General features: G+C 65.4%; 23 protein-coding genes. 19 read left to right on the top strand and 4 right to left on the bottom strand.

The features are described 5' to 3' along the window. Positions 1–73: 73 nt before the first annotated feature. Together pgl and zwf are read right to left on the bottom strand one after the other, a co-directional pair. A complete protein-coding gene (gene pgl / locus CCD76_RS01060; protein WP_087717705.1) occupies positions 74–748 on the bottom strand; it encodes a 6-phosphogluconolactonase in 675 nt (224 codons plus the stop codon). Further along, the gene (zwf, locus tag CCD76_RS01055) at positions 735–2,219 is read right to left on the bottom strand and encodes a glucose-6-phosphate dehydrogenase (RefSeq protein WP_087717704.1); all 1,485 of its coding nucleotides are present in this window, start codon (positions 2,217–2,219) and stop codon (positions 735–737) included. Before zwf ends, pgl begins: the two co-directional genes overlap by 14 nt. 238 nt (positions 2,220–2,457) lie before the next feature. Here zwf and hexR point away from each other — a divergent pair, with 238 nt between their 5' ends. The 17 genes from hexR (at position 2,458) to fabG (ending at position 19,461) form a co-directional block, all read left to right on the top strand. Continuing rightward, complete coding sequence (gene hexR / locus CCD76_RS01050; RefSeq protein WP_087717703.1) at positions 2,458–3,318, top strand: transcriptional regulator HexR; 861 nt, start codon at positions 2,458–2,460, stop codon at positions 3,316–3,318. 147 nt (positions 3,319–3,465) lie between these two features. Further along, a complete protein-coding gene (locus CCD76_RS01045; RefSeq protein ID WP_087717702.1) occupies positions 3,466–4,329 on the top strand; it encodes a putative selenate ABC transporter substrate-binding protein in 864 nt (287 codons plus the stop codon). A gap of 6 nt (positions 4,330–4,335) precedes the next feature. Continuing rightward, a complete protein-coding gene (locus CCD76_RS01040; RefSeq protein WP_087717701.1) occupies positions 4,336–5,034 on the top strand; it encodes an ATP-binding cassette domain-containing protein in 699 nt (232 codons plus the stop codon). Beyond that, a complete protein-coding gene (locus CCD76_RS01035; protein WP_087717700.1) occupies positions 5,031–6,527 on the top strand; it encodes a PhnE/PtxC family ABC transporter permease in 1,497 nt (498 codons plus the stop codon). The genes CCD76_RS01040 and CCD76_RS01035 overlap by 4 nt, the downstream gene beginning before the upstream one ends. Positions 6,528–6,843: 316 nt before the next feature. Then, positions 6,844–7,533, top strand: a complete 690-nt coding sequence (locus CCD76_RS01030; protein WP_087717699.1) for a beta-ketoacyl synthase chain length factor — start codon at positions 6,844–6,846, stop codon at positions 7,531–7,533. 150 nt (positions 7,534–7,683) lie between these two features. Next, positions 7,684–7,950 (top strand): phosphopantetheine-binding protein, encoded by a 267-nt coding sequence (locus CCD76_RS01025; protein WP_087717698.1) that lies wholly within the window; start codon positions 7,684–7,686, stop codon positions 7,948–7,950. A gap of 16 nt (positions 7,951–7,966) precedes the next feature. After that, positions 7,967–8,593 (top strand): hypothetical protein, encoded by a 627-nt coding sequence (locus tag CCD76_RS01020; RefSeq protein ID WP_218776937.1) that lies wholly within the window; start codon positions 7,967–7,969, stop codon positions 8,591–8,593. Further along, entirely contained in the window at positions 8,580–10,343 is a 1,764-nt protein-coding gene (locus tag CCD76_RS01015; protein ID WP_179208806.1) for an AMP-binding protein, read from the top strand. Before CCD76_RS01020 ends, CCD76_RS01015 begins: the two co-directional genes overlap by 14 nt. 3 nt (positions 10,344–10,346) lie before the next feature. Beyond that, positions 10,347–11,102, top strand: a complete 756-nt coding sequence (locus tag CCD76_RS01010) for a glycosyltransferase family 2 protein (RefSeq protein ID WP_087717696.1) — start codon at positions 10,347–10,349, stop codon at positions 11,100–11,102. Beyond that, positions 11,099–12,088 carry an LpxL/LpxP family acyltransferase gene (locus CCD76_RS01005; protein WP_087717695.1) on the top strand — a complete coding sequence of 330 codons (990 nt, stop codon included), beginning with the start codon at positions 11,099–11,101 and terminating at the stop codon, positions 12,086–12,088. Before CCD76_RS01010 ends, CCD76_RS01005 begins: the two co-directional genes overlap by 4 nt. Positions 12,089–12,129: 41 nt before the next feature. Beyond that, positions 12,130–12,684 (top strand): outer membrane lipoprotein carrier protein LolA, encoded by a 555-nt coding sequence (locus tag CCD76_RS01000; protein WP_179208805.1) that lies wholly within the window; start codon positions 12,130–12,132, stop codon positions 12,682–12,684. After that, a complete protein-coding gene (locus CCD76_RS00995) occupies positions 12,681–15,011 on the top strand; it encodes an MMPL family transporter (protein WP_087717693.1) in 2,331 nt (776 codons plus the stop codon). The genes CCD76_RS01000 and CCD76_RS00995 overlap by 4 nt, the downstream gene beginning before the upstream one ends. Next, complete coding sequence (locus CCD76_RS00990) at positions 15,004–16,317, top strand: NAD(P)/FAD-dependent oxidoreductase (protein WP_087717692.1); 1,314 nt, start codon at positions 15,004–15,006, stop codon at positions 16,315–16,317. The genes CCD76_RS00995 and CCD76_RS00990 overlap by 8 nt, the downstream gene beginning before the upstream one ends. After that, on the top strand, positions 16,314–16,904 hold the full coding sequence (locus CCD76_RS00985; RefSeq protein ID WP_256961003.1) for a DUF3261 domain-containing protein: 591 nt from the start codon (positions 16,314–16,316) through the stop codon (positions 16,902–16,904). Before CCD76_RS00990 ends, CCD76_RS00985 begins: the two co-directional genes overlap by 4 nt. A 19-nt stretch (positions 16,905–16,923) precedes the next feature. Next, on the top strand, positions 16,924–18,105 hold the full coding sequence (locus CCD76_RS00980) for a beta-ketoacyl-ACP synthase (protein WP_087717691.1): 1,182 nt from the start codon (positions 16,924–16,926) through the stop codon (positions 18,103–18,105). Between the two features lie 51 nt (positions 18,106–18,156). Beyond that, positions 18,157–18,681 carry an ApeP family dehydratase gene (locus tag CCD76_RS00975; protein ID WP_143543242.1) on the top strand — a complete coding sequence of 175 codons (525 nt, stop codon included), beginning with the start codon at positions 18,157–18,159 and terminating at the stop codon, positions 18,679–18,681. Positions 18,682–18,723: 42 nt separating this feature from the next. Beyond that, on the top strand, positions 18,724–19,461 hold the full coding sequence (fabG, locus tag CCD76_RS00970) for a 3-oxoacyl-ACP reductase FabG (RefSeq protein WP_087717689.1): 738 nt from the start codon (positions 18,724–18,726) through the stop codon (positions 19,459–19,461). A 122-nt stretch (positions 19,462–19,583) separates the two neighbouring features. Here fabG and CCD76_RS00965 read toward each other — a convergent pair whose 3' ends face one another. Then, positions 19,584–19,769: a hypothetical protein gene (locus CCD76_RS00965; RefSeq protein ID WP_087717688.1), complete on the bottom strand. Its 186-nt coding sequence runs from the start codon at positions 19,767–19,769 to the stop codon at positions 19,584–19,586. A gap of 225 nt (positions 19,770–19,994) precedes the next feature. On the opposite strand from CCD76_RS00965, the gene mutS reads away from it, so the two are divergent. Together mutS and fdxA are read left to right on the top strand one after the other, a co-directional pair. Next, a complete protein-coding gene (mutS, locus tag CCD76_RS00960; RefSeq protein WP_087717687.1) occupies positions 19,995–22,577 on the top strand; it encodes a DNA mismatch repair protein MutS in 2,583 nt (860 codons plus the stop codon). A 254-nt stretch (positions 22,578–22,831) separates the two neighbouring features. Next, positions 22,832–23,155 (top strand): ferredoxin FdxA, encoded by a 324-nt coding sequence (fdxA, locus tag CCD76_RS00955; RefSeq protein ID WP_071231867.1) that lies wholly within the window; start codon positions 22,832–22,834, stop codon positions 23,153–23,155. Positions 23,156–23,440: 285 nt separating this feature from the next. Here fdxA and eno read toward each other — a convergent pair whose 3' ends face one another. Further along, positions 23,441–24,733 carry a phosphopyruvate hydratase gene (gene eno / locus CCD76_RS00950; RefSeq protein WP_087717686.1) on the bottom strand — a complete coding sequence of 431 codons (1,293 nt, stop codon included), beginning with the start codon at positions 24,731–24,733 and terminating at the stop codon, positions 23,441–23,443. Positions 24,734–24,784: the final 51 nt, after the last annotated feature.

Below are 24,784 nucleotides of genomic sequence, written 5' to 3'. Positions count from 1 at the left end.
GATGACATAGAGAGGAGACTCCTTTGAAGAATATCCAGCACTCGCCCGATCGGCGAACAGATGCCGGCGAGCGCTAGGGCGCCCAGTAGAGGGTCAGGGGGCAGGTCAGAAAGGCTCTGATCGGCAATTCGCGAGCATCGTCGCCACTGAGCGCCTGGGCCAGCACCGCCTTCTTGGCGTCACCGACCAGATGCAGCGCGAGGCGGCGCGCGTCATGCAGTCGCGCCGCGCTCAAGGTGATGCGAGGCTGCAACACGCTGGGCGCGCGTACTGCGACGACGCTCTCATCCGTACTCAGCGCCAGCGAGAGCTCGCCGCTATCCGGGAACAACGAAGCGGTATGGCCGTCATTGCCCATGCCGAGCACGATCAGGCTGGCTGGCCAAGGCAGCGTCGCCAGGCGGGCGGCAACCGCCGCTGCGCCCTGCTCCGGTGTGGCATCGGGTGTCGTCAGCGGATGAAAGGTCGCCGCGGCGGCTGGCCCGACCAGCAACGTCTCGCGAATCAGGCGCGCGTTGCTGTCTGGATGATCCTCGGCCACCCAGCGCTCGTCGGTCAGGGTGATATCGACCCGAGACCACGCCAGCGGCTGTTCGGCGAGGCGACGCAGGAACGGCTCCGGTGTCGTCCCGCCGGAAACGACCAGTAGCGCACGCGGCTGGCTGGCCAGATCCGTCGCCAATGCATGAGCGGCGGCAGAAGCCAGCTGCGCCCCGATCTGTTCGCGAGCGCTATCAGTAGTCTTCATACCAGGAACGACCGTCCTGCGTGATCATCGCGATGGAGGCGACAGGCCCCCAGGATCCCGCCGGATAGCGACGCGGCGGAATATCGCGCTTTTCCCAACCAGCGATGAGGTGATCGACCCACTTCCAAGCGTACTCGACTTCGTCGCGACGCACGAACAGATACTGCTGGCCTTTCATGACTTCCAGCAGCAGGCGCTCGTAGGCGTCCGGAATCCGCTCCTTGGGGAAGGCGTGGTTGAAATCCAGATGCAGCGGGCCGGGGCGCAGGCGCATACCCTTGTCGAGACCGCCGTCCTTGGTCAACACCTGCAACGCGATGCCCTCTTCCGGCTGCAGCCGGATCACCAGCTTGTTGGCAGCGAGATTGCGCTGGTCGGGGTCGAAGATGTAGTGCGGCTGCTGGCGGAAGTGAATCACGATCTGCGACAGCTTCTCCGGCATGCGTTTACCGGTACGCAGATAGAATGGCACGCCGGCCCAGCGCCAGTTGGCCACTTCGAGGCGCATGGCGACGAAGGTCTCGGTGGTACTGGAAGTGTTGGCGTCCTCTTCGTCGAGATATCCCGGGACACTCTCGCCATCTATGGTACCGGCAACGTACTGCCCGCGAACCACGTGGCGATTGAGATCCTCGCCTTCCAGCGGCTTGAGCGCCTTGAGCACCTTCACCTTCTCGTCACGAATGGCATCCGCGTCCAGGTTGGCCGGCGGATCCATGGCAAGCATGGTCAGCAGTTGCAGCAGATGGTTCTGGACCATGTCACGCAGCTGGCCGGCCTTGTCGAAGTAACCCCAGCGCCCTTCGATACCCACCTGCTCGGCCACGGTGATCTCGACGTGGGAGATCTGGCTTTGGTTCCACTGGTTGCCGAACATCGGGTTGGCGAAACGCAGGGCGATCAGGTTCTGGACCGTTTCCTTGCCCAGATAGTGATCCATACGGTAAATGCGAGATTCGGGGAAGACGGCACCGATGGCGTCGTTGATCTCGTGCGAGGACTCGAGGTCATAACCGATCGGCTTCTCGACCACCACCCGCGATTCGCCATCCAGGCTGCCGCTCTGCTCGAGATTGGCGCAGATCGCCCCATAGATGCTAGCGGGCACGGCAAGGTAGATGGTCAGCGGGCATTGGGCATCCGGGCTCTGGGCGTGCCAGTCCCGAATCTTCTCATAGCCGTCGACGGTGTCGAAATCGAGCTGCGTGTACTCGAGCCGGGCCAGAAAGCGATCGAGACACTTCTGCTCCAGCTCCTTGGGCTTGATACGTTTCTTGAGCGTCCCGAGTACGGTGCTGCGGAAACTGTCGATGTCATGCTCGCGACGTGCCAGCCCCAGAATTCGGGTATCGGTGCCCAGCAGGCCATCGCGATCCAGATGATAGAGCGCGGGGTAAAGTTTGCGCAGTGCCAGGTCGCCAAGCGCACCGAACAGAGCCAAATCCACGTTGGGCGTTGCCTCTCGAGTCATTGCCTCCCTCCGCCAGAGTCGTTAATTTACGAATAAAATACGCCATCCAGGCGTCATTTGACATTCGACTTCGTCATTAAACTACCGTCTCCTACCAGTATACCGCGCCGCAGGGCCACGAGGGCGTAACCTGGCGATCACGGCCTATCATTGCTTGGCGCTGTTGCCGGCAGACGCTAGGATGCAGGGCCTGTGATGATTCACCCGTCAATCCGCCGCAAAGAGATGCCCCGCAACCATGGCAATGCACGATCTCATCGCCCGCATTCGTTCGCGGGTCGACGACCTCAATCGCTCGGAACGCAAGGTCGCCGACGTCATCCTGCAGGACCCCAACGCGGCAATTGGCATGAGCATAGCCACTCTGGCACAGGCTGCCACGGTGAGCGAACCCACGGTCAACCGCTTCTGTCGCAATTTCGAAACCAAAGGCTATCCGGACTTCAAGATCCAGCTGGCCCAGAGTCTGGCAGGCGGCACGCCCTACGTCAGCCGCAGCGTGGAGAGCGACGACGATGCGGCAGCCTATACCGACAAGATCATCGGCGCGACCATCGCCGCGCTGGACGGCGCCCGCCGCCAGATCGATCCCAAGCGGATCGAACGGATCGTCGACCATCTGTCTCAGGCGCGTCAGATCAGCTTCTTTGCCCTGGGTGCTTCGGCGCCGGCCGCATTCGATGCGCAGAACAAGTTCTTTCGCTTCAACCTACCGGTCGGCGCTTACAACGATGTGTTGATGCAGCGAATGATCGCGGCGGCGTCCCATACCGGCGACGTCATCGTGGTGATTTCCTATACCGGCCGCACCCGTGAACTGGTGGAAGTCGCCAAGGTGGCCCGCGACAGCGGTGCACTGGTCATCGGCATCACCCGCGATGGGTCGCCGTTGGCGGAAGTCTGCACCGACATCCTGCCGGTCGACCTGCCGGAAGACACGGAAGTCTACATGCCGATGAGCTCGCGGATGATCCACATGGCGTTGATCGACGTGCTCGCGACAGGCGTCACGCTGCGCCGAGGCGAGTCGTTCCTGCCTCATCTCAAGAAGATCAAGGAGAGCCTGCGGCCGACCAAATTCCCGCCGAAGGATAAGTGACGACAGTCTCTCGGCCTTCGAGTCACCGGGCAGCCAGACGTCCATCAACGTGGATAACCACACGCGGCTTAACGCCGATGCGCTCATGCGGTTATCATGGGCGCCTTCCGACACCATTCCCTTCCAAAAACATCGAGGCTCTTCCCCATGCGCTGGATGCTTGCCCTGTTGTTGTCGATCGCATCGATCGGCTGTTCGCTCGCCCATGCCGACGCGACGTTCCGCTTCACCGCCATTCCCGACGAAGACCAGTCTCGCCTGGTCGAGCGCTTCTCCAAGGTTGCCGATTACCTTTCGGATCGGCTCGGCGTCGATGTCGAATACGTCCCCGTCACGTCCTACGGCGCCGCGGTCACCGCCTTCCGCAACGATCAGGTACAACTGGCCTGGTTCGGCGGCCTTTCGGGCGTTCAGGCCCGCCAACTGGTACCGGGCTCGCAAGCCATCGCCCAGGGCAAGGAAGATGCCGCATTCGTGAGCTACTTCATTGCCAATACCGCCACCGGTATCGAGCCGCAGCAGGAAGCGCTGCCCGAATCCGTGGCCGGCCACTCGTTCACGTTCGGCGCCAAGACCTCGACGTCCGGCCGACTGATGCCGGAGCACTTCATCCGCCAGCGTTTCGACGAGGCTCCCGAGCAGGTCTTCTCCCGCGTGGGCTTCTCCGGCGATCACACGCGCACCATCGCGCTGGTGGAATCCGGCACCTACGATGTCGGCGCGGTGAACTTCACCGTCTGGCAGGCTGCCGTCGAGGATGGGCGCGTCGATACCGACAAGGTCGAAGTGATCTGGGAGTCGCCGACCTACCCGGACTATCAGTGGACGCTGCGCGGCGACGCCGACGAGCGTTACGGCGAAGGCTTCACCCAGAAGGTGCAGCAGGCACTGGTCGACATGACCGATCCGGCACTGCTGGAAAGCTTCCCGCGCTCGGGCTTCATTCCGGCCAGCAACGATGACTACGGCCCGATCGAGTCGGTCGGGAAATCCATCGGCCTGCTGCGCTGAGACCCCATGCCGCTACTAACCTTCGATAGCGCCGACCTGGGCTACGGGACGCAGGTAGTGCTGCCGGCGTTGACGCTCTCCCTGGAGGCTGGCGAGCGCGTCGCGCTACTGGGTCAGAGCGGCGCCGGCAAGTCGACGCTGCTTGCCGAGATTCGCCGCCGGCTGGGCAATACCGCCGCCTGGTGCCCGCAAGGATACGGGCTGGTGCCGCTGCTGTCGGTGTATCACAACATCTATATGGGGCAGCTCGAACGGCACACCGCGCTGAGCAACCTCTGCAATCTCCTCAAGCCTCGTCGCCAGGCGTGGCAGGCCATCGAGACCCTGGCCGGCGAGCTGGGCCTCGAAGGATTGCTGCGTCGCCCCGTGGCGCAGCTTTCCGGCGGTCAGCGTCAGCGGGTCGCGATCGCCAGAGCGTTCTACCAGCAGCGGGAAGTCTTCCTCGGTGACGAACCGTTGGCCAGCGTGGACCCTCATCAGGCATTGCGGCTGCTGGCGCATATCCAGACTCGCCACGCCTCCAGCATCGTTGCCCTGCACCAGCATCGGCTGGCACTGGCGCATTTCGACCGCATCGTCGGCCTGCGCGACGGGCGCGTGGTGCTGAACGCGCCTGCCTGCGAGCTGACGCTGGCGCACCTCGACGCGCTCTACCCGGACGCGGGAAAATCGAGTCGCGAGACCGAGGTAGATGCCACGACATGAGCGCGCCTCCCGGACTGCTGCAAGGCACTAGCCCCGGCCTGACGCTCGCCCGACGCTCGCTGGCGCTGACTCTGCTGTGCCTGCTGCTGCTCCCCTTCGCCGACCTGCGGATCATCGCCGTCGATCCGTGGGGCGAACTGTGGCGAATGGTGCAAGGTTTCGTCTGGCCCGACTTCGTCGCGCTGGAAAGCCCGCTTCGAGCGATCGTTTTGACCGTCAGCGTCGCGCTGTGGGGAACCCTCATCGGTGCGCTACTGGGCTTTCCGCTGGCGTTGATCTTTCATCGCTCGAGACTCGTGCGCGCGTTCTGCGCTTTCGTGCGCGCCATCCATGAGCTGTTCTGGGCGCTGCTGTTCCTGCAGGTCTTCGGCCTCTCCGCGGTCACCGCGCTCGCCGCGCTGGCGATCCCCTACGCCGGGATCTTCGCCAAGGTCTACGCAGAGATTCTGGAACTCACGCCGAAGGCCCCGACGGAGGCGCTGCCTGCCGGCACCGACCGGCTGTCCCGCTTTCTCTACGCCGAGCTGCCGCTGGCCTGGGAACGGCTCGCCAGCTATACCCGCTACCGTTTCGAATGCGCCATGCGGGCCAGCGTGCTGCTCGGCTTCGTGGGGCTACCGACGCTCGGCTTCTATCTCGAGAGTGCCTTCCGCGAGGGGCGTTTCGGCGAAGCCGGAGCGCTGCTGTGGCTCTTCTACGCCCTCGTCGCCACGCTGCAGTGGTGGGGGCATCGCCGCCTGTTGCTACCGCTGCTGATCGGCGCGCTGTTCTTTCTGGGGCCGTGGCCTGATGTCGATGGCGATCTGCTGTGGCGCTTCGTCAGCCATGACCTGTGGCCGGCACCGCTACTCGACGGGAACCTGGCCGGCTTGGGGCCGTGGCTATCCAGCCTGCCGGACCTGCTACCGGCCATCGGCAACACGTTACTGCTGGCGTTGATGGGTACCGTCGGCAGCCTGATACTGGCGTTGCTGCTGTGGCCGCTGGCCAGCGTTCACTTCGGCCGACCATGGCAGCGCTTCGGCGGCCGGTTGCTGCTGGTCGTGCTGCGCTCGACGCCGGAACTGATGCTGGCGTTCATCTTCCTGCTGATGCTCGGACCTTCGATGCTGCCGGCCTGGCTGGCCCTCGCCCTGCATAACGGCGCCGTGATCGCCTTCCTGGTCGCACGCCACGCCGACGGCCTGACGATTGGCATGGCAGGTCTGCCGGCTTCCGGACGCTACGCGTACGAACTGCTGCCGCGCCTCTATCCCAACCTGCTGGCACTGCTCTGCTATCGCGCGGAAGTCATCATGCGCGAGACCGCGCTGCTCGGCATGCTGGGCGTCGCCACGCTGGGCTTCTACATCGACTCCAGCTTCCAGTACCTGATGTTCGACCACGCCTTCTTCCTGCTGCTGGTGACCGCCGCGCTCAACATCGCCATCGACGCCATCTCCCGACGTTTCCGGCCTCGCGAGGTGCCGCTCGATGACCCCTGCAGTCGCTAGCGCTAGGCGACGGCAACCGGTCTCGGCCGGGAAACCAGTTGAACCGCACGCCAAGGCTGCCGTATGCGGCTTTTTGGCCGATGCCTTATCGGTATTTAATCTGTATCAAGTTAAACCGAGAAAACCGAGGATAGGCTTATCCAGGCCCAAGGGATCGTCCTCCCAGGGTGCGTCGAACCCCGGTTCGGCGCTCTGATGCCCTCCGACCCATGGCGGTCGTGCCCCCCTTAGAATGCATAATGCTTGCACCGCGCGAGCGCTCTATATCCGTTATGATGCGTAAAGTTGTCGCAATACGGATCGTTGAAACGGCGCTATGGCAGACCTTTACTTACATGATTGGCGGGGCTGGACCCCGCATCGCGTAGCCGACGGCGAGCTGCGGCTCGATACGCGAGACAAACCTGCCGGCACCGCCGTCCCGTCGATGCTGCGACGTCGTCTCAATCTGATCGGACGCGCGGTTTGCGACATGCTCTCGGACCTCGATCCCGATGCCGACAGCGTCGTGCTTCACGCCTCGCGTCATGGCGACGGAGAGCGAACGCTGGAAATGCTGTACGGCCTGAACGAAGGCGAGCCACTGTCGCCGGCGCGTTTTGGCCTGTCGGTACACAATGCCATCGCCGGCGTCTATTCGATCGCTAGCGGCAATCGCCGCAGCCAGCAGGCGATCGCGGCCAGTGGCGGCGAGTGGGCAGCCCTGATCGCAGAGACCCGCGGCTATCTCGCCGACACCCACTCGAGCGTCGTGGTCGTCTTCAGTGACCAGCCCGTTCCTCGACGCTTCGCCGCCTACGCTCCCGAATCCCACTCGGCGGCCGTTGCCCTTCGCATCGGCCATGGCCCGACTCCCGACGCACGACGACTTTCGGAAACCTCGGTCACGATGAAAACGCCGACTCTGCAGCCACTCGACATCATCGACTGGCTGATGGACAAGCGTGCAGACGTAGCGTGTCCCATAAGCCATCGTGGTTGGCAACTCGCCAACGTTCGGCCATGATCCGCTGCCCATGACACGACGATCACCGCATGGAACCTCCCGAGGCCAAAGTGACAGGCCTGCTACGCCGGACGACACCGGCAACGCGCCCGCTGCGGGATCGGCCGCCCGCAACTGATAATGAACGAGTGACAAGGACGACCAAGACCGATGGCAACGACAGCGCTGGAACACGAACTCAAAGAGATGATCATCGAGACCCTGGAACTGGAGGATGTCACGCCGGATGACATCGACCCTGAAGAGCCGTTGTTCGTCGACGGGCTGGGGCTCGACTCCATCGATGCGCTGGAACTGGGGCTTGCGCTGCAGAAGCGCTATGGCATCACGCTGGAATCCGAAGCGGAATCGTCGCGCCAGCATTTCGCCAACCTGCGAAGCCTGGCGGCACTGGTCGAATCGCGTCGCCAGAAATGAACCCGGTGGTGTCCTCTTGATTCCGTCAGCGCCTGCCCAGGGCCGCAACCGTCTTCTGTGGGCCGCAGTGGGTCTCGTTGGCCTGCTCTGGCCGCTGGTGGTGCATTACCTACTGCCGCATTACGGCGCCTGGCCCTTGCTGATCGCGCTAGCCGCCATCGCCTGGTGGCGCCTGCCGCCGGCACAGCGTCGCTGGGGCTGGGGTCTGTTGCCGCTGATTCTGCTGCTGATGATCACCGACAGTGCCGAACTGGGACTTCGCTTGTGGCCAGTGGTGGTGAATCTCGCCTTGCTGCTGCTCTTCTCCCACGGCCTGCGCCATCCGCCAACGCTGATCGAGCGGTTCGCCCGTCGCCAGGAACCGGATCTGCCGCCTCACGCCGTACGCTATACCCGTCGGGTCACCCAGGCCTGGTGCGTATTCTTCGTGCTCAATGGCAGCGTGGCGCTGATCACCGCGATCCATGCCGATCTCGATGTCTGGGCCTGGTACAACGGCGGCATCGTCTATGCGCTGATGCTTGCGATGTTCCTGGGCGAATGGTGCATCCGCCAGCGCGTCAAGCGCCGGGCCGCAGCGCACGACGAGAGGATGCATGACGCAGCAGGACACGACGAAAAGAGGCCGCATGACGTTTCGTGAATTGACCGCGCGCCCGTGGCGCCATCGCCCTCTTTCGGAGGACTTCGCCTGGCTACCGCCGGAGGGCGATACCCCAGCGCGCTGGTTCAGCGTCGGCGAGTGGCACGAGCGGATCGGCGCCTGGCAGCAGCACCTGCTCGACACGCCTAACGACGGCGATAGCTGGTGGCTCTTCGAGCCGGATCCGATCGAATTCAGCGCCGCGCTGGTCGCCATCTGGGAGCGCGGCGATCGCGTCATCCTGCCGGCGGACAGCCAGCCGGAAACGCTATCGGACCGGCGCGATGCGGGCGTCGTTCTGGGGTCCAGCGGACTGCCGCCCGAAGAGGGGCCGTCGACGAGGCTCCCGAGCCGACCGCCTCGGTGGTCGTCCGGGCCGCTGCCCACCGTCGCCGTTTCGCTCTATACCTCCGGCTCCAGCGGTGACCCGCAGCGGATCGACAAGCGTTTCGACCAGCTGGATGCCGAACTCGCCACCCAGGCATCGCTCTGGCCCCTGCTCGGCCAACTGGTCGTCAGCCAGGTCAGCCATCAGCACATCTACGGACTACTGTTCTCGATCCTGCGTCCGCTGTGCGAGGCCAGCCCCTTCTCGGCGCAGCCTTGCCGCTACCCGGAGACCCTGCATACCTGGCTGCGGTGCTGTAAGACGGAAGGCCGCCGGATCGTTCTCGTCAGCGCCCCACCGGCACTGTCGCGGCTACCGGAAGCGCTCGACTGGCAGCCGGAGCGCGCCGCCCTGGAAACCATATACAGCTCCGGCGCGCCGCTATCGAAGGACGCCAGCGACCAGGTCTTCGAGCGGCTCGGCAAGCCGGTTCACGAGATCTACGGCAGCTCCGAGACCGGCGGCATCGCCTGGCGCGTTCAGCAGCGCGGTTCGGCGTGGACCGCCCTGCCCGGCGTCGAGGTGCGTCATGACGAGGAGAGCCGCCTGTGGCTGCGCTCTTCCCATCTGGAGACGTCGAACCAGTGGCAGCGCCAGGCCGACCTGATCGCGCTGACCGACGACGGGTTCGAGCTGCTGGGCCGGGCCGACCGCATCGTCAAGATCGGCGGCAAGCGACTCTCGCTGACGGCCATGGATCGCGCCCTCGCCACGCTGCCCGGCGTCGAACGGGCGACTACCTGGACACTGCAGCGGCGCGACCTGCGGCTGGCCGCGGTCATCCAGCTATCGCCCGACGCGATGCCACATGATCATCGGCAGCATCGCGAAACGGTGAAGCGGCTGCGCCGGGCACTCGCCGCACGTTTCGAGACCCCGGCGCTGCCCCGCTACTGGCGCTTCGTCGATCACTGGCCCACCAACACCCAGGGCAAGCTGAGCGCGGAGATTCGTCAGCGGTTGTTTCAGGATCTGGACGACCGTCGGGCACCCCGCTGGCTCGGGGAATACGCCGAAGAAGGTGCCTGGCAGGTGTCGCTGGAGGTGCCGGAGCGCTGCGCTTATGTCGACGGCCATTTCGATGACCACGCGGTTCTGCCCGGCGTGACTCTGGTGCACTGGACCATGCAGCAGGCACGCCGCCTGTTTGCGCTGAAAGCCGACTTCACTGGTCTCGAACGCTTGCGCTTTCCCCAGCCTCTGCTACCCGGTGATCGCTTCGAGCTGACGCTTCGTCACCGCCAGGATGCCTCTCACCATGGAGAAGCGGGGGCGAGCCTGCGCATTGACTGCGATAGTCGGCGTGGCAAGCATGTCAGCGGCCGCATCGCGCTAACGGCCCGGCAAGAGCTGAAGAGGTAGTCGATGTCGAGTGAAGATACCGCCCGCATCGCGGTGCTGGTCCCCGTCTACAACCACGCCGAAGCCATCGGCCAGACGCTGGCGCGGCTCGAGCTGCTGGACCTGCCGATCATCCTGATCGACGACGGTAGCGACGCCCACTGCGCCAGGGTACTGGACGATCTCGCCCGCGACCCACAGATGGACCTGGTCAGGCTGCCTGTCAACCGCGGCAAGGGCGCCGCCATTCGCGCCGGGCTGGCGCGAGCCGCCGAGCGCGGGCTGACTCATGTGCTCCAGGTGGACGCGGACGGCCAGCACGAGGCCAGAGACCTGCCGCCTTTCGTCGAAGGGCTTCGCGCCGACGATGAAACTCTGCTGCTCGGCTATCCGCAATTCGACGCCAGCGTTCCCAGGCATCGTTTCTATTCCCGCTACATCACCCATTCGCTGGTGTGGCTGGCGACGCTGTCGTTCGACCTCCGCGATACCATGTGCGGGGTCAAGCTCTACCCGGTTGCCGCCGTCAATCGCCTGATCGCCGAACACCCCTGCGGAGACCGCATGGAGTTCGACAGCGAGCTTCCTGTTCGCTGGCACTGGCAGGGCGGGCGCGTCGGCAATCTGCCGGTGCGGGTGCACTATCCGATCGATGGCGTCTCCCACTTCAAGCTGTGGCGAGACAACGTGCTGCTGGCCCGCATGCATCTGCGTCTGGTACTCGGCATGCTCGGACGCCTTCCCATCCTCTTGCGACGCCGCCAGGAAACGCCTTCATGACACCGATCAGCAGCAATCCCAATCACTGGTCGAGAATCCGCGAAACCGGCACCGCCGGCGGCATTCGCACCATGGTCTGGATCCGGCGCAAGCTGGGCCGGCTACCGTTCCAGATCATGCTGCTATTGGTGATCGTCTACTACTACATCGCCCACGGTCTGCATCGACGCGCCTCCCATACCTACCTGACCCGGCTGTGGCGGCATCTCCACGGTCGGGCGCCCAGCCATCTGACCTGGCTGAGCCTGCGCCACTTCCGCAGCTTCGGCCAGAGTCTGATGGACAAGATCGACGCCTGGAGCGGCATTCCACCCACGCTCAGCTTCGAGGGCGACACTCGAGAGCGGTTTCGCCAGGCAGTCGCCGGCGGGCGCGGCGGCATCATGTTCGTTTCTCATGTCGGCAACATGGAAATCTGTACCGCCATGAGCGACATGCAGGACGATTTCCGCGCGACGCTGCTGATGCACACGCGTAACGCACAGCAGTTCGACGAGGTCCTGGCGCGCTCGACCCACCGCGAGAACCCGCCGGAGATCATCGAAGTCAGCGAGATCACCCCGACGACGGCAATGAAGCTGGGCCGCCGGATCGCGGAAGGCGGCTTCGTGGTCATCGCTGCCGACCGCGTGCCGATCAGCGACAGCGGCCGTGCCCGAACCCTGCCCTTCCTGGGCCACCCGGCCCGATTCCCGGAGGGGCCGTTCTGGCTGGCCAGCCTGCTGCGCTGTCCGGTCTATACCATCGGCTGCTTTCGCGAGGCCACCAGCTACCGGATCGATTTCGATCACTTCGACGACACCACCGAATTGAGTCGACGGGATCGGGCGGCCTGGATCGACGGCGCCATGCAGCGCTATGTCGACTGGTTGACACGGCAATGCGAGAAGACGCCGCTGCAGTGGTTCAACTTCTTTCCCTTCTGGCTGGATTGCGACGACGCCCACTCGGACGCCGGCTCCGAGGACGGGCGCCCCGTCGGCTGATCCTCGCCATTCGAGATCTGAAACCCCACAAGGACTTTCGCATGCCGCTTCGTCGATGGTTGATCACGCTTCTGCTTCTACTGGCGCCATTGAGCGCCCAAGCCTTCGATCTGGACGACCTGCAACGCCAGCTCGCCACCACGCCGGCGTTGGCAGGCAGTTTCGAACAGCGGCGCGAACTGGCGGATCTCGATAGTTCTCTCACCAGCCGGGGCACGTTCCTCTTCGAGCGCGGCAAGCGCGTCGTCTGGCAGCTCGAAACCCCGGTCGAGGAGCGCATCGAGCTCACTCCGGAAGCGATCACCGATGGCAGCGGCGAAAGTGCGCCCCCCGGTGGCGAACAGGTGGCCCAGCTGTTCCTGCAACTGCTGGAAGGCGACTGGCAGGCGCTGGAGTCGCGCTTCACGCTGGCGCTCTCCGGCGACCAGGACGCCTGGCAGGTCGCGCTGACGCCGAAAGAGGCGGCGCTGCGCGAGCGTATCGCCGGGATCACCCTGCAGGGTGATCGCACCATCGACCGTCTCGACATGCGCACGCCGGACGGCGACCGGCTCGAGGTCCGCTTGTTCGACCAGCATCCGCTGAACGGTTCATGACGCGCGCGGGCTATCGCCGGCTCGGCTGGCTCTGGTTCGCGATACTGACGCTTTGCGCCATCTGGCTCGGGTGGATGCTTCGCCACGGATTACCCGCCGACACCGACCTCACCGCGCTGCTGCCTGCCGATCGACAGGCGCCGTTGATCGAGCAGGCGGACCGCGAACTGGGACGCGGCTTCGAGAATCGCTTCCTGCTGCTGCTCGGCGACGACGAGCGCGTCGCGACGACCCGGGCATTGGGGCAGGCGCTGCAGACGCTGGTCGACGACGGCCAGCTCGCCGCCATCGATTGGCGCGAGCTGGACCTGGCCGACGCCGATCCTCACGACTGGATGGGGCATTGGCGCTATCGCCTGCTGACACCGGCATGGCAGCAAATCATCGATCGCGGCGACGCCGGTACGCTGGTGGAACCGGCGCTGCGCCGGCTGTTCTCGCCGACGGCCCGCCCGGACCCTGTCGCCGATCCTTTCGGCCTGCTGGATACCTGGCTTGCGCGACTGCCCGGCAGCCCGATCGGTGCCGCCGATGGCCTGCTGACGCTGGATCGCGATGACCGACAGTGGAGCGTGCTGATCGGCGAACTCAAGGGATCGCCTTACGACATGCCGATGCAGAACGCCCTGCACGCGACGCTCGAACAGTTCCAGCAACAACATCCCGATGCCGAGCTGCTGCGCTCCGGCCTGGTGTTCCACGCCGCCGCCGGCGCGCGTCAGGCGAAGCACGAGATATCCACCATCGGCGCGGCCTCCCTGCTCGGGGTGCTGCTGATCATCGGGTTCGTCTTTCGTTCGCCCCGGGTGCTGCTGCAACTGATGGTGCCACTGCTGGCCGGCTCGCTGTTCGCGCTGACACTGACCCTGGGCTTCTTCGGCCGCCTGCACCTGCTGACGCTCGCCTTCGGCGCCAGCCTGATCGGTATCGCCATCGATTACGTACTGCACCTGCAGTGCGATCGCGCCATCGCCGGCGCCGGGTTTCGCCTGCGCCGGCTGCTGCCGAGCCTCGCGCTGGGCCTGATCTCGAGCGTCGTCGCCTATGTGGCGCAGGCGCTGACGCCGATGCCCGGATTGCGTCAGATGGCCGCCTTCGCCGCCTTCGGCCTCGTCGGTGCCTGGCTGACGGTCGTGCTGTGGCTGCCTCGCTTCACGCTCCATGCAAGCCCGTTCACCGCGCGTCTGGCGACACGCTGGTGGCGGCTGTGCCAACCTCGCTGGCGGTTGCCGCCCTGGCTTGCTCTGGTCGGCGCCGTCGCGCTGGTCATCATCTGCGCCCTGCGCCTGACCAGCGACGACAGCCTGGAGCTGCTCAACCCGTCTCCGGCGGCGTTGATGCAGGACGAACAGCGGGTACAGCAACTGCTCGATCGCGATACCGGCAGCCGCTACTTCCTGGTTCAGGCCGAGGATACCCAAACGCTGCTGGCCCGGCTCGACTCGCTCGACGCCGCGCTCGATCGCGCCATCGCCGACGGGCTCCGGGTCGAGTATCAATCGTTGGCCGGCTCGGTACCCACGGCTGCCGCGCAGCAGGCCAACCTGTCACGAGTACACGAGCTCTACGGCGCCCCGCTGGACGACCTGATCCGACGCGCCGGCTTGCCGGCCGAGGTGGCCGAGAAAGCCAGGGCGCGGCTCGACACCTCTGCCCCGCTGACCGTGGCCGACTGGCTCGACACGCCGCTGGGCCAGTACCAGCAGCGGCTATGGCTGGGCGAGACAGCGGATGACGGCGTCGCCGCGATGGCGGTCGTCTCCGGGGCCAGAGACGCCGAGACCGGGCGCACCCTGCAGGCAGTGGCCGAGGCCGTGGGCGGCCCGCAAGCCAGGGTCGAATATGTCGATCGGGTCGACCGGATCGGCGCCTTGCTCGGCGAGCTGCGCCGCCATACCGCGCTCTGGGTCGTGCTGGCGATGGCGTTGATGACGCTGGCGCTGGTGTGGCGGTATCGGCGCCGCGCCTGGCGCGTCATCGTCCCACCCTTCGGTGCCACCCTGATCGTACTGGCGGCCTTCGCCCTTGGCGGCGTCCCGCTCAATATCTTCAACCAGTTGGGCCTGCTGCTGGTCTTGGGGATCGGGCTGGATGCCGGCATCTTCAACGTGGAGCACGCCAGACAGCCATCCGCCTGGCTCGCGATCACGCTGTCGACCCTCACCAGTCTGCTGGCGTTCGGCATGCTCGCCTTCAGTGCCACGCCGGCGCTGCACTATCTGGGTCTGACCTGCCTGATCGGGCTGGCCAGCGTGTGGGTTCTGGTTCCCTGGGTAAGACCTGTCGATCCAGACCGGATCCATCAACAGGAGAACGAACATGGCTGAAGTCGATCACGATGTCATCGTCATCGGTGCCGGGCCGGCCGGGGCCGCCGCCGCCGCACGCCTGGCAGCCTGCGGCCGACGCGTGCTGGTGGTCGAGCGCAGCCACTTCCCCCGTTTTTCCATCGGCGAGAGCCTGCTGCCGCAGTGCATGAGTCATCTCGAGGAGGCCGGCCTGCTGGAGAGCGTCATGGCCGCCGACTGCCAGCCCAAGAACGGCGCTGCGTTCACCCGCAACGGCCTGGAGACGGCGATCGATTTCCGCGAGAAGTTCACCCCGGGCTGGGGCACCACGTTCCAGGTCGAACGTGCCGACTTCGATCATCGGCTGATCGACGGCGCCCGCGACCAGGGTGCAGAGATCGAATTCGGCGTCACCGTCACCGCGTTCCGGGCCGACGACGACCACCCGCAGGTTGACGTGGTCGATGAATCCGGCAACGCCCGCACGCTGACCGCCCGCTTCGTGCTCGACGCCAGCGGCTATGGCCGTGTGCTGGCCCGGCTCGAGCATCTCGAGCGCGACGCGCGTCAGGATCCCCGCACGGCGCTGTTCACCCACCTCGAGGCCTGCCCCGTGGATTCGAGCCACGATCGCGAAAAGATCCTGATCGGCGTGCATCCCGACGATGCCGGCATCTGGTACTGGCTGATCCCGTTCCGGCACCAGCGCGCCTCGGTGGGCGTGGTCGGCGAGACCGAGCGCCTCGAAGCCCACGGCGCCACCCCGGCAGCACGATGGCAAGCGCTGATCGACGCCGAACCCCGTTTCCGCCAGCTTCTCGAAGGTGCCCGACCCACGCGCCCGGTGGAGGAGCTCAGCGGCTATTCCGCCGACGTGACGCGCCTGCACGGCCCCGGTTATGTGCTGCTGGGCAACGCCGGCGAATTTCTGGATCCGGTATTCTCGTCCGGCGTGACCATCGCCCTGCGATCGGCCAGCCTGGCGGCCCCGCTGGTCGATCGCCAGCTGGGCGGCGATACGGTCGACTGGGATGCCGAGTTCGAGCAGCCGCTGCGCGAGGGCATCGAAACGTTTCGCGCCTTCGTCGATGCCTGGTACGACGGCCGCCTGCAGACGATCATCTTCCATGCCGACGCGCCGAGCGACATCAAGAGCCGCATCAGCGCGATCCTGGCAGGATATGCGTGGGACCGAAGCAATCCGTTCGTCAGTGCCTCGCGCCGTCATCTCGACACGCTCGCTGCCATCTGCAAGAGACAGGCAGTTTCAGACGGACCGGCCGACATTGCGAATACCGATTCTCTTCAATCCATGTCCGATTCCTCCACGGAGGCCAGGTCATGATGCGCAGCTTTTTTGCTCTGTGGCTGCCATGCCTTGCGATCATCAGCCTTACCGCCTGTAGCCTGACGCCGCCGTTGTCGCCGACGCCGCCCCTGGCCGCCGCGACCACCACCGACACCTTGAAGAGTCGATTGACGTTCCAGCCTGACGACGGCGAGTCTCGTACGCTGATCGCTTTCATTCGGATCGACCCCGATCGACTGCGCGCCGTGCTGGTCACGCCCTACGGCCAGCGTTTAACGACACTGGTCCGCGATGCCGACGGCGCGCGATTCGAGGCGGGCGACGCTCCGGGCGAATCGCCGCTGCCGATCCCGCCAGCGTGGCTGGCATCGCGCCTGGAATGGAGCCTGTGGCCGCTCGACGCCTTGCGCGACGCCTTCGACGGAAGCGTCTGGCAGGTCGCCGACAGCTCGACGCATCGAGACATTCTCTATCGCGGCAAGCTGGCGGCGCGCATTACGCCGGTGCCGGATCGCGACCACGCCAGGACGCTCACCCTGGACGATCGCCAGGGCGACTATCGCCTGACGATCGACCCGATGCGGGCGCGCGATGATGGAGAAGAGCCAATGGAGAAGAACTGATGCAGAGGAGCGCTGACTTATGAGTGCTGCCTTTCCCTGTCGCCTGTCCCGCCCCGGCGTGGTCTGCTCGCTGGGTGACGATCTGGACACGATCGCCCGTGCGCTCTTCGCTGGCGAGCGCGGCCTGACGACCAGCGATGTCTTCACGCCGGGCCGCCCGCTGCCCCTGGGCCGGGTCGCCAGCGAACTGCCGGACGCCACCCATTGGCCGAAGGAGCATCGCAGCCGCAACAATCGCTTGCTGGCACTGGCGCTGGAACGAATCGCGGCCGAGCTCGAACCGTTGTTGGCTAGGGTTCCCCGCGACCGGATCGGCGTGGTGATCGGCACCAGCACTTCCGGCATCGGCGAAACCGAGCTGGCGCTGGCTGACAGCGGCCGGGAAGGGCCGCTGCCGGAAGACTTCGCCTACGCCCGCCAGGAACTGGGCGCGCCGGCACGTTTCATCGCCGAGCGCCTGGGCATCGCCGGGCCCTGCTACGCCCTCTCCACCGCCTGCAGCTCCAGCGCCCGAGCGCTGGCCAGCGCCAGGCGGCTGCTCAAGAGCGGCCAGTGCGATGCGGTAATCGCCGGCGGTGCGGATAGCCTGTGCCGACTCACGGTCAACGGCTTCGCCAGCCTGGAAGCCGTCAGCGACGCGCCCTGCCTGCCCTTTTCCCGCCATCGCGACGGGATCAATCTCGGCGAGGCGGCGGCGCTGTTCGTGGTCACCCCGGAAGCCGGCGGCATCCAGCTTGCCGGCGTCGGCGAGAGCGTCGATGCGCACCACATCTCGGCACCGCGGCCCGACGGCAACGGCGCCGCCGAGGCCATGCGCCAGGCGATGGCGATGGCCGGACGCGATCCAGCGGAGATCGACTATCTCAACCTCCACGGTACCGGCACTCGGCTCAACGACAGCATGGAAGCCGCGGCCGTCGCGACGCTGTTCGCCACGCCCCCGGCCTGCAGTTCGACCAAGGCGCTGACCGGCCACACCCTGGGCGCGGCCGGCGCACTGGAGGCGGCGTTCTGCTGGCTGGCACTCGAGCAGGAACAGCTGCCCAGACACGTCTTCGATAATGAATACGACCCGGACATTCCCGCCCTGCCGCTGGTGACTGCCGACGCCACGCCGGCGCGCCCGCTGCGTCATGCCCTGAGCAACAGCTTTGCCTTCGGCGGCAACAACGCCAGCCTGCTGCTGTCCCGGGCCGACTGAAGCGCCGGCTTGCCCGGAAAGAGAAACGCAAGAACGACAACGGAATCCCCCTTGGCCGCATCCGATATGCCTTCGCTCCCCTGCCCCGTTGCACCGCTGGTCCCCCACGCCAGAGGCATGTGCCTGCTGACGCAGCTGGTCGAGGTCCGCGAAGAGGGGGCGACTGCCGAAACCGTGACCCGGCGCGACGATCTGTTCGCCGAGCCCGACGGCATTCCGGCCTGGGTCGGTGTCGAGTGGCTGGCTCAGGCCGTCGCCGCCTGGGCCGGTTTTCGGGCCGCCGCATCGGGCGAGGCGCCGGCCCCGGGTCTGTTGCTGGGCGCCAAACGCTACCGGGCGCGCGTGCCGGTCTTCGATTTCGACCAGCGGATCCGTATCACCGTCACCATCGACTTCGTCGCCGACAACGGCGTCACGCAGGTCAGTGGCGCCCTGTACGCCATAGAAAAGCATGCCATCGAAAAGTATGACATCGGAAAGCACGCCACGGCGATGCCCGAGGATGCCGAGCCGCTGGCTCGCGGCAGCCTGACGCTCTATCGCCCCGCCGCGATGCCGACATTGAACGGCGCCTGACGCCCCTGACTTCACAATCCGCAGCTCTACGCGCGAGGCCCCATGGAAGAACGACATCCCGAGACGATTCTGGTCACCGGTGCCAATCGCGGCATCGGCGAAGCGATCGCCAGACGCCTGGCCCGCGACGGTCACGATCTGGTACTGCACTGCCGGCGCCCCGGCGACGACATCGATGCGGTCAAGGCCGCAGTGGAAGCCGAAGGACGCCGGGCGCGCATCGTCCACTTCGACGTCGCCGAGCGGGAAACCGTCAAGGCGGTACTGGAGGCTGACATCGCCGAACACGGCTGCTACTACGGCGTGGTCTGCAACGCCGGCATCACCGCAGACAAGCCATTCCCCGCGCTGACGGGCGAGGACTGGGACGGCGTGCTGCGAACCAACCTGGACGGTTTCTACAACGTCCTGCATCCGCTGGTCATGCCGATGATCCAGCGGCGCCGGCCCGGTCGTATCGTGGCGCTCTCGTCGATGTCCGGACTGATAGGCAATCGCGGCCAGGTCAACTACAGCGCGGCCAAGGCCGGGATCATCGGCGCCAGCAAGGCGCTGGCCGTCGAGCTGGCCAAACGCCGGATCACGGTCAACTGCGTCGCGCCGGGGTGGATCGAGACGCGCATGACGGATGAACTGCCCCGCGACGAGATTCGCAAGCTGATTCCCATGCAGCGCACCGGGACCGCCGAGGAAGTTGCCGGCACCGTGAGCTTTCTCTGCTCGGCGGATGCCGCCTACATCACGCGCCAAGTGATCGCGGTGAATGGCGGCATGTATTGATCGCTCTTTCCGGTACCGAGGTGAACGGTTAATGCCTCCGGCAAGATGTTCGTCCGGCCGCCCGGCAGCGAGCCGGCTCGAAAGACAGGCTTGATCGAGTCCCGCCATTGGCGCGGGCACTATTACGGCTCGCGGGGCTTTCCAACGGGCGGCGTTACGGTTGTCGGTTGACGGGCCGCCAGCTCGGCGACGGCGATCTCCAGCAGGACCACGGCCAGCTCGCTGATGTTGACGTTACGTTTGCTGGCTTCGGTCGCCAGCAGTCGATAGGTGGAATCGCTGAGGTGGTTGAGCACCAACCGGGCCATATGGGAGTCCTCGAGTGCCGGTTTCGAACACTGTAACGAGTTATCGACGGGCACTCAGGCTGAAATCACTAGACCTGAGGCATGATCCCCTCTAAGGCAGGCCGGCCGTCGCCCGCGCCGTGCTGGACCCGGCCACGGCGTGGTAACCTTGCCCTTTACCGTACGCCCCCGGCATTTCGATGCCCCCCTCTGTGCCCCAAGAATCGACGGAGCTTCCGAGACACCATGCAGGACGTGGCCTCCAGCAAGAGCACTCAGCATACGCCGATGATGGCGCAATACCTCAAGATCAAGCGCGAACATCCTGACGTACTGCTCTTCTATCGGATGGGTGATTTCTACGAGCTGTTCTTCGATGATGCCAAGCGGGCATCGCGGCTGCTCGACATCACGCTGACGGCGCGCGGCCAGTCGGCGGGCAAGCCCATCCCCATGGCCGGGATTCCTTACCACAGTGCCGAGTCCTACCTGGCCCGGCTGGTGAAGTCGGGCGAATCGGTGGCGATCTGCGAGCAGATCGGCGATCCCGCTACCTCCAAGGGGCCGGTCGAGCGTCGCGTCGTGCGTATCGTCACGCCGGGCACGCTGCACGACGAGGCGCTGCTGGATGCCGGACGCGACAACCTGCTGGTGGCCCTGCACCAGACGGGCAACTGCTGGGGGCTCGCCTGGCTCGAACTCTCCAGCGGCCGCTTCAGCGTGCTCGAGGTCGACGGCGAGGCCGACATGCTGGCCGAGATCCATCGACTGCAGCCCGCCGAACTGCTCGCCGCCGAAAGCCTGGATCTGCCGCCCTCGCTCGCCGACCGAACCGGCCTGCGTCGCCAGAACGACTGGCACTTCGATCTGGAAACCGCCCACCGGCTGCTGTGCGACCAGTTCGAGGTCGCCGATCTGCGTGGGTTCGGCTGCACGCATCTCGAGACCGCGCTGATCGCGGCCGGCGTACTGATCGATTACGCGCGGGATACCCAGCGGTCGCGCCTGCCGCATGTCACCGCGCTGGGCGTCGAGAGCCGCGACGAATCCGTGGTGATCGATGCCGCCAGCCGGCGCAATCTCGAGATCGACATCAATCTCGGCGGCACCGGCGACAACACCTTGGCCAGCGTACTCGACACCACTGTCACGCCAATGGGCTCGCGGCTGCTCAAGAGATGGCTCAATCGCCCGCTACGGGATCGCGCCCAGATCGGCGGGCGCCAGGCCGCCGTGCAACTGCTGCTGGATGGTGACCAGTATCTGCTGATTCGCGAGCCTCTCAACGAAGTCGGCGACGTCGAGCGCATCCTGGCCCGTGTGGCGCTGCGCAGCGCCCGGCCGAGAGACCTGGCCCGCCTGCGCGATGCCCTCAACGTGCTGCCGGCGCTCCAGAGCGAACTGCAGCGCATCGAGGGCGACAGCGCGCTGGACGATCTCGCCCGCCATATTCATCCCTATCCCGAGCTCGCCGAGACGCTCATCCAGGCGCTGATCGACAACCCGCCGGTGGTGATCCGGGACGGCGGCGTCATCCGCGAGGGTTTCGATGCTGAGCTCGACGAGTATCGCGGCCTGGCCGAGCACGCCGGCGATTATCTGGTCCAGCTCGAAGTCCGCGAACGCGAACGCGCCGGCCTGCCCGGTCTCAAGGTCGGCTACAACCGGGTCCACGGCTACTACATCGAGATCCCCCGCGCCCAGGCACGCGAGGTGCCGGCCGACTACATCCGCCGCCAGACGCTGAAGAATGCCGAGCGCTTCATCATTCCCGAGCTCAAGGAGTTCGAGGACAAGGCTCTCTCCGCCAAGTCCCGCGCGCTGGCTCGGGAGAAGCTGCTCTACGAGAGCCTGATCGACACGCTCAACGCCGATCTCGATGCGTTGCAGGCCACCGGACGCGCGCTGGCCGCGCTGGACGTGCTCTGCGCCTTTGCCGAGCGCGCCCAGCATCTGGAATTCGTGCGCCCGCATCTGCTGGAGACGCCAGGCTTCGACATTCGGGGCGGCCGCCATCCGGTGGTGGAACACGTCAGCCAGCATCCGTTCGTGCCCAACGACCTGCGTCTCGACGATGACCGCCGCATGCTGGTCATCACCGGCCCCAACATGGGCGGCAAGTCGACCTACATGCGCCAGGCGGCATTGATCGCCCTGCTCGCCCACACCGGGAGTTTCGTGCCCGCCGACAGCGCCGAAATCGGCCCGGTGGATCGCATCTTCACCCGGATCGGTTCCAGCGACGATCTGGCCGGCGGGCGCTCCACCTTCATGGTGGAGATGACCGAGACCGCCAGCATTCTTCACAATGCCACCTCGGAAAGTCTGGTGCTGATGGACGAGATCGGCCGTGGCACCAGCACCTTCGATGGTCTCTCGCTGGCATGGGCCAGCGCCGAACACCTGGCGGCCCAGCGCGCCTTCACGCTGTTCGCGACCCACTACTTCGAGATGACCGCGCTGGCCGAACAGCAGGAAACGGTGGCCAACGTTCACCTGACCGCCGCCGAGCACAAGGACGGCATCGTCTTCATGCACCGCGTCGAGGAGGGCCCGGCCAGCCAGAGCTATGGCCTGCAGGTCGCCCAGCTCGCCGGCGTGCCCCAGACCGTAATCGCCCGTGCCCGCGACAAGCTGGCCAGTCTCGAACAGCCCGCGGCGATGCCGGTCGCCACCGACGCCCGCACGCAGCCCGCCGGGCCGCAGCAGGCGGATCTGTTTGCCGCGACGCCGCACCCGGTACTGGAAGCGCTGGCGTCGTTGGACGTCGACTCGCTGACGCCGCGGGCCGCGTTGGACCTGCTCTATGCCTGGCGCGAGCAGTGCTGAATGGCCCGGTGGCTATAACACCATTCCTCGATGTTTCACGCCGCGGCTTGCCGACGCTGGCGCCACCCGCCTAAAATATGGCGCCATTCGAACAGCATGCGGCGGCACCGTGGAAACGGTGATTTCAACAACGTCTTCCTATCCGCCAATACCGTGACCAAGAGCTGTGACATAGAGCTTCGACTTAGGGCTTCGACTTAGGGCTGTGGCAAAACCAGTCACGTGGCCGGGCCGTCAATCAGGAGAGAACACCCATGACGTTCGTCGTCACCGAGAACTGCATCAAGTGCAAATACACCGACTGCGTCGAAGTCTGCCCGGTGGATTGCTTCTACGAGGGCCCCAACTTCCTCGTCATTCATCCCGATGAGTGCATCGACTGTGCGCTCTGCGAGCCGGAATGCCCCGCGGAGGCGATCTTCTCGGAAGACGAGTTGCCCGAAGGCCAGCAGCAGTTCATCGAACTCAACGCCGAACTCGCCGAGGTGTGGCCCAACATCGCCGAACAGAAAGACCCGCCGGCGGACGCCAAGGAGTGGGATGGCAAGCCGAACAAGATCGAACTGCTGGAGCGTTAATTCCGGCATTGATCGGATGTCAGCACCAGACGAAGAAGGCCGCTCAATGAGCGGCCTTCTTGCATTTACAAACCAAAGTCTTCGCTACGAGTTTCAGCAAGCTACTTTTAGATCGCCATCGATGTCGCTCGACTGACTTGAAGCGAAAACCGTGCTTAGTGAAAGTTGAATAAATAGCCGAACGGAGTAAAGCACAAGGCGCACGGCGCACAGGAACCGGAGCCTATGGGTTATAGGTGAGGATTCCGCGCACCGTGCAACGTAGTGATTTGCCCGTGCAGGCATTTATTGGCCCTTGATCGCCTTTAGGCCCGGATAGGCGGCTTTCTCACCCAACTCCTGCTCGATCACCAGCAGGCGGTTGTACTTGGCGACGCGATCGGAGCGGCACAGCGAGCCGGTCTTGATCTGGCCGGCGGCGGTGCCCACGGCGAGATCGGCGATGGTGGTGTCTTCGGTTTCGCCGCTACGGTGGGAGATGACCGCGGTGAAGCCGGCATCCTGCGCCATCTTGATCGCATCCAGCGTCTCGGAAAGCGAACCGATCTGGTTGAACTTGATCAGGATCGAGTTGCCGATCTTCTCGTCGATACCGCGCTTCAGGATCCTGGTGTTGGTGACGAACAGATCGTCGCCGACCAGCTGGATCTTGTCGCCAAGCTTGTCGGTCAGCGCTTTCCAGCCATCCCAGTCCGACTCGTCCATGCCATCTTCGATGGAAACGATCGGATACTGGTCGCAGAGATCGGCCAGATAGTCGGTGAAGCCGGCGGCGTCGTAATGCTTGCCTTCACCGGCGAGATCGTAGGTGCCGTCCTTGAAGAATTCGCTGGAGGCGCAGTCGAGCGCCAGCGTGACGTCCTTGCCCAGGGTGTAGCCCGCGTCGCTGACCGCCTGCTTGATGACCGCCAGCGCTTCGGCGTTGGAGGAGAGGTTCGGCGCGAAACCGCCCTCGTCGCCGACCGAGGTGGAAAGCCCCTTGGCAGAGAGCACCTTCTTCAGCGAATGGAAGATCTCGGCGCCCGTGCGCAGCGCTTCGCGGAAGTTCGGCGCGCCCACCGGCTGGATCATGAATTCCTGGATATCGACGTTATTGTCGGCATGTTCGCCGCCGTTGAGGATGTTCATCATCGGCACCGGCATGGTGTACTGGCCCGGCTGGCCGTAGAGCTCGGCGATGTGGGCGTAGAGCGGCACGCCCTTCTCGGTCGCCGCTGCCTTGGCCGCGGCCAGCGATACGGCGAGAATCGCGTTGGCGCCCAGGCTTGCCTTGTTGTCGGTGCCATCCAGCGCCAGCATGGCGTCGTCGAGAGCGCGCTGATCGCTGGCGTCCATGCCCAGAAGGCGCTCGCGGATCTTGCCGTTGACGGCGTCGACGGCCTTCAACACGCCCTTGCCCAGATAGCGCGACTTGTCCCCGTCACGCAGTTCCAGCGCTTCGCGAGAGCCGGTTGAAGCACCGCTGGGCGCACAGGCGCTGCCCGTGATGCCGCCGCTCAGCGTGACCTGTGCCTGGACGGTGGGGTTGCCGCGGGAATCGAGTACTTCGAGGGCGCGGATATCAACGATCTCAGCCATGTTACGTCGTCCTGTCGGTTGAAAAATCAATGATCGAGGGTGAAGCGCCCG

It is taken from the genome of Salinicola salarius (assembly GCF_002179555.1).
GTDB classification, from domain to species: Bacteria; Pseudomonadota; Gammaproteobacteria; order Pseudomonadales; family Halomonadaceae; genus Salinicola; species Salinicola salarius_A.
The sequence above is the reverse complement of the archived record's forward strand: the minus strand, read 5'-3'. Positions and strand labels throughout refer to the sequence as shown.

Excerpts from the sequence above, each read along its gene's own strand:
- pgl (WP_087717705.1), bottom strand. The coding sequence starts at position 748 with ATGAAGACTACTGATAGCGCTCGCGAACAGATCGGGGCGCAGCTGGCT.
- zwf (WP_087717704.1), bottom strand. The coding sequence starts at position 2,219 with ATGACTCGAGAGGCAACGCCCAACGTGGATTTGGCTCTGTTCGGTGCG.
- hexR (WP_087717703.1), top strand. The coding sequence starts at position 2,458 with ATGGCAATGCACGATCTCATCGCCCGCATTCGTTCGCGGGTCGACGAC.
- CCD76_RS01045 (WP_087717702.1), top strand. The coding sequence starts at position 3,466 with ATGCGCTGGATGCTTGCCCTGTTGTTGTCGATCGCATCGATCGGCTGT.
- CCD76_RS01040 (WP_087717701.1), top strand. The coding sequence starts at position 4,336 with ATGCCGCTACTAACCTTCGATAGCGCCGACCTGGGCTACGGGACGCAG.
- CCD76_RS01035 (WP_087717700.1), top strand. The coding sequence starts at position 5,031 with ATGAGCGCGCCTCCCGGACTGCTGCAAGGCACTAGCCCCGGCCTGACG.
- CCD76_RS01030 (WP_087717699.1), top strand. The coding sequence starts at position 6,844 with ATGGCAGACCTTTACTTACATGATTGGCGGGGCTGGACCCCGCATCGC.
- CCD76_RS01025 (WP_087717698.1), top strand. The coding sequence starts at position 7,684 with ATGGCAACGACAGCGCTGGAACACGAACTCAAAGAGATGATCATCGAG.
- CCD76_RS01015 (WP_179208806.1), top strand. The coding sequence starts at position 8,580 with ATGACGTTTCGTGAATTGACCGCGCGCCCGTGGCGCCATCGCCCTCTT.
- CCD76_RS01010 (WP_087717696.1), top strand. The coding sequence starts at position 10,347 with ATGTCGAGTGAAGATACCGCCCGCATCGCGGTGCTGGTCCCCGTCTAC.
- CCD76_RS01005 (WP_087717695.1), top strand. The coding sequence starts at position 11,099 with ATGACACCGATCAGCAGCAATCCCAATCACTGGTCGAGAATCCGCGAA.
- CCD76_RS01000 (WP_179208805.1), top strand. The coding sequence starts at position 12,130 with ATGCCGCTTCGTCGATGGTTGATCACGCTTCTGCTTCTACTGGCGCCA.
- CCD76_RS00995 (WP_087717693.1), top strand. The coding sequence starts at position 12,681 with ATGACGCGCGCGGGCTATCGCCGGCTCGGCTGGCTCTGGTTCGCGATA.
- CCD76_RS00990 (WP_087717692.1), top strand. The coding sequence starts at position 15,004 with ATGGCTGAAGTCGATCACGATGTCATCGTCATCGGTGCCGGGCCGGCC.
- CCD76_RS00985 (WP_256961003.1), top strand. The coding sequence starts at position 16,314 with ATGATGCGCAGCTTTTTTGCTCTGTGGCTGCCATGCCTTGCGATCATC.
- CCD76_RS00980 (WP_087717691.1), top strand. The coding sequence starts at position 16,924 with ATGAGTGCTGCCTTTCCCTGTCGCCTGTCCCGCCCCGGCGTGGTCTGC.
- fabG (WP_087717689.1), top strand. The coding sequence starts at position 18,724 with ATGGAAGAACGACATCCCGAGACGATTCTGGTCACCGGTGCCAATCGC.
- CCD76_RS00965 (WP_087717688.1), bottom strand. The coding sequence starts at position 19,769 with ATGGCCCGGTTGGTGCTCAACCACCTCAGCGATTCCACCTATCGACTG.
- mutS (WP_087717687.1), top strand. The coding sequence starts at position 19,995 with ATGCAGGACGTGGCCTCCAGCAAGAGCACTCAGCATACGCCGATGATG.
- fdxA (WP_071231867.1), top strand. The coding sequence starts at position 22,832 with ATGACGTTCGTCGTCACCGAGAACTGCATCAAGTGCAAATACACCGAC.
- eno (WP_087717686.1), bottom strand. The coding sequence starts at position 24,733 with ATGGCTGAGATCGTTGATATCCGCGCCCTCGAAGTACTCGATTCCCGC.